Genomic DNA, 4729 nt, shown 5'->3' on the forward strand with positions numbered 1-4729 from the left:
CACGGTCGGCACCTCCGCGCACGCCTTCACGCTCCTGCACGACAACGAGCGCGACGCCTTCACCGCCCAGGTGGACTCGCTGGGGCGCGGTTCAGGGAACGGTGACGAGGCCGGGAGGCCGGTCCTCGTCCTCCCCCTGGCCCGGCGGAAGTCGGTCGACGAAGGTGTACGAGCTGTCCTGGCGCGTCATACGGAACACCCGCATCACCTGCGCCGTGCCGCGTACGAACCGCAGCTCGAGACCACGGTCTTGGGCACGGTCCCGCATCCTGGCCAGCAGCCGCAGGCCGCCGACGTCCAGGAACGTCACGGCGCTCAGGTCGACGAGGACGTCGGGCAGCTCCCCGGTCAGTTGCTCCGCGCGCGGGCCCAGCACGAGGGCGGCGTGGATGTCGATCTCGCCGCACAGACGGATGACCGTGGTCGTGCCCGCGCGATGTTCGTACAGGGCAAAGGTGGATTCGGCGGCGCACATGGCGAACCCCCAGCAATGTGCGTGCAGTCGAGAAGACCCCCGGCAGCGGAAACCGAGGGTGCCGGCGTGGTCCGGGGCGGCACCATTCGTTTACACCATCGGGGAGCGCACACGCCATCGGGGGACGGGTACTGAACACATTCGGTCCGAAGGCGAATGACCCCCGACATCCGCGCTCCCGTCCGGACACTCCGAGGTGAGCAGGTCCGGTCACGCCGAGGTGAGCAGGTCCGGACCGTTCCGGACCGCTGCCGGCCCGTGACCTGCCGCGTCCCGCACGCCGCCCCCAGCAGGATGTCCGCTGCTCAGTGGCGTGTCCATCCGTGCCGACACCCATATCTGCGCGCCGTGCCGGGGTGGCAGGATGGCTGGTTTGCGGCAGGCCGGTGCGCGACACCGGTGCTGCCGGGCCCATGAGTTCCTGAGCAGTGATGAGGAGGGCCGGGCTGTGCCCGCTCCACGGATGAGTACGACACCCCTGCCGGGGATCGGTGTCCGCTACGACCTGACCACGCGGGCGCACCACCACCTGTCGGTGGTCGCCCACCGCGACGGCACCCGGACCGTGAACGTCTACCACGGCGACGACCCCGACGCCTGCGCCCAGGCCGTCCACCTGACGGGCGCGGAGACCGCAGCCGTGATCGACGCCCTTATGCCCGCGCACCACAGCCCGAACCTGCTGCACACCACCGATCTCGGCCTGGTGGCCGAGCGTATGGAGGTGTCGGCGCACTCGCACTGGAACGGCCGGGTCCTCGGCGACACACGGCTGCGTACCGAGACCGGTGTGTCCGTCGTCGCCGTGCTGCGCCGGGCCGAGGCGATCCCCTCGCCGACGCCCGACTTCCGCCTTGCCGGCGGGGACACGATCATCGTCATCGGTACGCGCGAAGGCGTGGACGCGGCCGCTTCGATACTCGGACGTGAGTGAGCCCCATGCACTCTGCTGTCTTCCTCATAGAGTTCGGCGCGATCATCCTGGGCCTCGGCCTGCTCGGCAGGCTCGCCGGGCGGCTGCGGTTCTCCCCGATTCCGCTCTACCTCCTGGCCGGTCTTGCCTTCGGTGAAGGAGGGCTGCTCCCGCTCGGTGCGAGCGAGGAGTTCGTGGCCATCGGCGCCGAGATCGGCGTCATCCTGCTGCTGTTGATGCTGGGCCTCGAGTACACGGCCAGTGACCTCGTATCGAATCTGAAGACCCAGTACCCGGCCGGGCTCGTCGACTTCTCGCTCAACGCGCTGCCGGGTGCGGCCGCGGCGCTGCTGCTCGGCTGGGGGCCGGTGGCCGCGGTGGTCCTCGCCGGTGTCACCTGGATCTCGTCATCCGGCGTGATCGCGAAGGTGCTCGGCGACCTGGGCCGCCTCGGCAACCGCGAGACGCCGGTGATCCTCAGCATCCTGGTCCTCGAAGACCTGGCGATGGCCGTCTATCTGCCCATCATCACCGCCCTGTTGGCGGGCGTGAGCCTCGCCGTCGGCGCCGTCACCCTGGGGATCGCCCTGGGTGTCGCGGGCGCCGTCCTCTTCATCGCCCTGCGGTACGGGCGGCTCATCTCGCGCTTCGTCTCCAGCGACGACCCCGAGAAGCTGCTCCTGGTCGTGCTCGGCCTGACGCTCCTGGTGGCGGGCATCGCACAGCAGCTGCAGGTCTCGGCGGCGGTCGGCGCGTTCCTGGTGGGCATCGCGCTGTCGGGCGAGGTCGCCGAGGGCACACATGCGCTGCTCTCGCCGCTGCGGGACCTGTTCGCGGCGGTGTTCTTCGTCTTCTTCGGCCTGCACACGGACCCGGCGAGCATCCCGCCCGTGCTGCTGCCCGCGCTCCTGCTCGCGCTGGTCACCGCCTGCACGAAGATCGCGACGGGCTACTGGGCCGCCAGGCGCGCGGGCATCGCCGTCAAGGGACGCTGGCGGGCGGGCGGAACGCTGGTGGCCCGCGGAGAGTTCTCGATCGTGATCGCCGGACTGGCCGTCACGGCCGGAATCGAACCGCAGCTGGGCCCGCTGGCCACCGCGTACGTCCTGATCCTCGTCGTGATCGGCCCGTTGACGGCGCGCTACACGCAGCCCCTGGCCGCACGCCTGACCAAGGACCGCACACCGGCCGGACCGCCGCCGACGAAGGTCCCGGCCGCCGTCGCGCCCGCAGGCCCCGAGGCGGAACCGGCGACGGATCACCGGGGGCAGGGGTAGGGCGGGTCGTGTCGTTGTTCTGGCGGATCTTCCTGCTGAACGCCGTGGTGCTGCTCGCGGCCGCGGCGCTGCTGCTGCTCGGACCGGTCACGGTCTCCACCCCTGTGCTGCTCACCGAGGCCGTGATCGCCGTGGCCGGAGTGGTGGTGATGCTGGCCGCGAACGCGGTGCTGTTCCGTCTCGGCCTCGCGCCGCTGCAGCGGCTCACGCGGGCGATGACCACGACGGATCTGCTGCGGCCCGGCCGGCGCCTCGAGGTCTCCGGCACAGGCGGGATCGCGGACCTCATCGGCACGTTCAACACCATGCTCGACCGCCTCGAGGCCGAACGCGCGGCCAGCAGCGCGCTCGCGCTCTGGGCGCAGGAGGCGGAACGGCGCCGTATCGCCCAGGAGTTGCACGACGAGGTCGGCCAGACCCTCACCGTGGTGCTCCTCGACCTGAAGCGGCTCGCCGACCAGGTCCCCGAGCCGCTGCGCGAGGATCTGCACCGCGTGCAGGAGACCACGCGGGCCGGACTCGACGAGATCCGCGGGATCGCCCGGGGTCTGCGCCCGGGCGTCCTCGACGAGCTCGGCCTGACCAGCGCACTCACCGCACTCGCCCATGAGGTCTCGGTCCCTTCCGGGCTCACGGTCCGGCGTGCGTACGCCCCGGACCTGCCCGCGCTCGGGGACCAGGCCGAACTCGTCCTGTACCGCGTGGCCCAGGAGAGCCTGACCAACGCGGCACGGCATGCCGGCGCGACCAAGGTCGACCTGCGGCTGCTGCGTACCTCGTACGGGGTGGAGCTCACCGTCGACGACAACGGCGGCGGCACGGGCGGGGCGCCGGAGGGATCCGGCATCCGCGGGATGCGTGAGCGGGCCCTGCTCATCGGCGCCGACCTGGCGATCGGCCCGGCACCCGGCGGCGGGACCCGCGTCCGGATGACCGCGCCGGCGCCGGAGAAAGGAACGGCCTGAGATGCACACCTCCCCGACCGTCCCCGGGCCCATCCGCGTCCTGCTCGCGGACGACCACGCGTTGGTACGGCGCGGGGTGCGGCTCATCCTCGACAGCGAACCTGACCTCGACGTCGTGGCGGAGGCAGACAACGGTGCCGAAGCCGTGGCCATGGCGCGTGCCCACCGCCCGGCGCTCGCCGTCCTGGACATCGCGATGCCGCGGATGACCGGACTGCAGGCCGCGCGTGAACTGGCCCGTACCCAGCCGGACCTGCGCATTCTCATGCTCACGATGTACGACAACGAGCAGTACTTCTTCGAGGCGCTCAAAGCCGGAGCCAGCGGTTACGTACCCAAGTCCGTCGCCGACCGTGACCTGGTGGACGCCTGCCGGGCGGCCATGCGCGGCGAACCGTTCCTCTATCCGGGCACCATGACCACCCTGATCCGCGACTACCTCGAGCGGGCGCGGAACGGCGAACCGCTCCCGGACCGGGCCGTGACGGAGCGCGAGGAGGAAGTGCTCAAGCTGGTGGCCGAGGGCCACACCTCCAAGGAGATCGCCGGCCTGCTGTGCATCAGTGTGAAGACCGTCGAACGGCACCGCGCCAACATGCTGCAGAAACTCGGTCTGCGCGACCGCCTCGAACTCACCCGGTACGCGATCCGCACGGGGCTGATCGAGCCCTGACACCCGGCTGCGGGAACCGACGCGGGCGATTGGCTCCCCCGGTGAGGGGCACTCGGCACACGAGTGTCACAACAAAGGGGCAGTGATGGAGATATCAGGTCTGATCAGCGCCATCGTGATCGGCATCGTGATCGGCGTGCTCGGGCGCCTTGTGCTTCCCGGACGGCAGCGCATCGGCATCCTGTGGACGATCCTCGTCGGCATCGTGGCGGCCCTGATCGGCACAGCCATCGCGGGCGGGCTCGGAGTGGCGGACACCGAGGGGGTGGACTGGGGCGAGTGGCTCATCCAGATCGCCCTGGCGGCCCTGGGTGTCGCGGCCATCGACCGGGTGAAGCTGCGTCGGCGCTGACGTCGCACAGAGGCCGCTGACGCCGCAGAGGGGCGGGGGTCCATGCGGCCGGGAAGACGCCCGGCCGCATGGAC

6 protein-coding genes are annotated in these 4729 nt (G+C 71.0%); 5 read left to right on the top strand and 1 reads right to left on the bottom strand.

Features of this window, described 5'->3' with window-relative positions; translation table 11 throughout:
- Positions 1–91: 91 nt before the first annotated feature.
- The gene (locus ABT367_RS40870) at positions 92–475 is read right to left on the bottom strand and encodes an STAS domain-containing protein (RefSeq protein ID WP_352258989.1); all 384 of its coding nucleotides are present in this window, start codon (positions 473–475) and stop codon (positions 92–94) included.
- A 463-nt stretch (positions 476–938) separates the two neighbouring features.
- On the opposite strand from ABT367_RS40870, the gene ABT367_RS40875 reads away from it, so the two are divergent.
- The 5 genes from ABT367_RS40875 to ABT367_RS40895 all read left to right on the top strand — a co-directional run bounded on the left by ABT367_RS40875 (position 939) and on the right by ABT367_RS40895 (position 4655).
- Positions 939–1409 (top strand): cation:proton antiporter regulatory subunit, encoded by a 471-nt coding sequence (locus ABT367_RS40875; RefSeq protein WP_352258991.1) that lies wholly within the window; start codon positions 939–941, stop codon positions 1407–1409.
- Positions 1410–1414: 5 nt separating this feature from the next.
- On the top strand, positions 1415–2665 hold the full coding sequence (locus ABT367_RS40880; RefSeq protein ID WP_352258993.1) for a cation:proton antiporter: 1251 nt from the start codon (positions 1415–1417) through the stop codon (positions 2663–2665).
- 8 nt (positions 2666–2673) lie between these two features.
- The gene (locus ABT367_RS40885; RefSeq protein WP_352258995.1) at positions 2674–3630 is read left to right on the top strand and encodes a HAMP domain-containing sensor histidine kinase; all 957 of its coding nucleotides are present in this window, start codon (positions 2674–2676) and stop codon (positions 3628–3630) included.
- A 1-nt stretch (position 3631) separates the two neighbouring features.
- The gene (locus tag ABT367_RS40890; RefSeq protein ID WP_352258997.1) at positions 3632–4303 is read left to right on the top strand and encodes a response regulator transcription factor; all 672 of its coding nucleotides are present in this window, start codon (positions 3632–3634) and stop codon (positions 4301–4303) included.
- An 85-nt stretch (positions 4304–4388) separates the two neighbouring features.
- Entirely contained in the window at positions 4389–4655 is a 267-nt protein-coding gene (locus ABT367_RS40895; RefSeq protein WP_352258999.1) for a GlsB/YeaQ/YmgE family stress response membrane protein, read from the top strand.
- Positions 4656–4729: the final 74 nt, after the last annotated feature.

The organism is Streptomyces mesophilus (assembly GCF_040300965.1).
Classification (GTDB): Bacteria; Actinomycetota; Actinomycetes; order Streptomycetales; family Streptomycetaceae; genus Streptomyces; species Streptomyces mesophilus_A.

Excerpts from the sequence above, each read along its gene's own strand:
- ABT367_RS40875 (WP_352258991.1), top strand. The coding sequence starts at position 939 with ATGAGTACGACACCCCTGCCGGGGATCGGTGTCCGCTACGACCTGACC.
- ABT367_RS40895 (WP_352258999.1), top strand. The coding sequence starts at position 4,389 with ATGGAGATATCAGGTCTGATCAGCGCCATCGTGATCGGCATCGTGATC.
- ABT367_RS40870 (WP_352258989.1), bottom strand. The coding sequence starts at position 475 with ATGTGCGCCGCCGAATCCACCTTTGCCCTGTACGAACATCGCGCGGGC.
- ABT367_RS40880 (WP_352258993.1), top strand. The coding sequence starts at position 1,415 with ATGCACTCTGCTGTCTTCCTCATAGAGTTCGGCGCGATCATCCTGGGC.
- ABT367_RS40890 (WP_352258997.1), top strand. The coding sequence starts at position 3,632 with ATGCACACCTCCCCGACCGTCCCCGGGCCCATCCGCGTCCTGCTCGCG.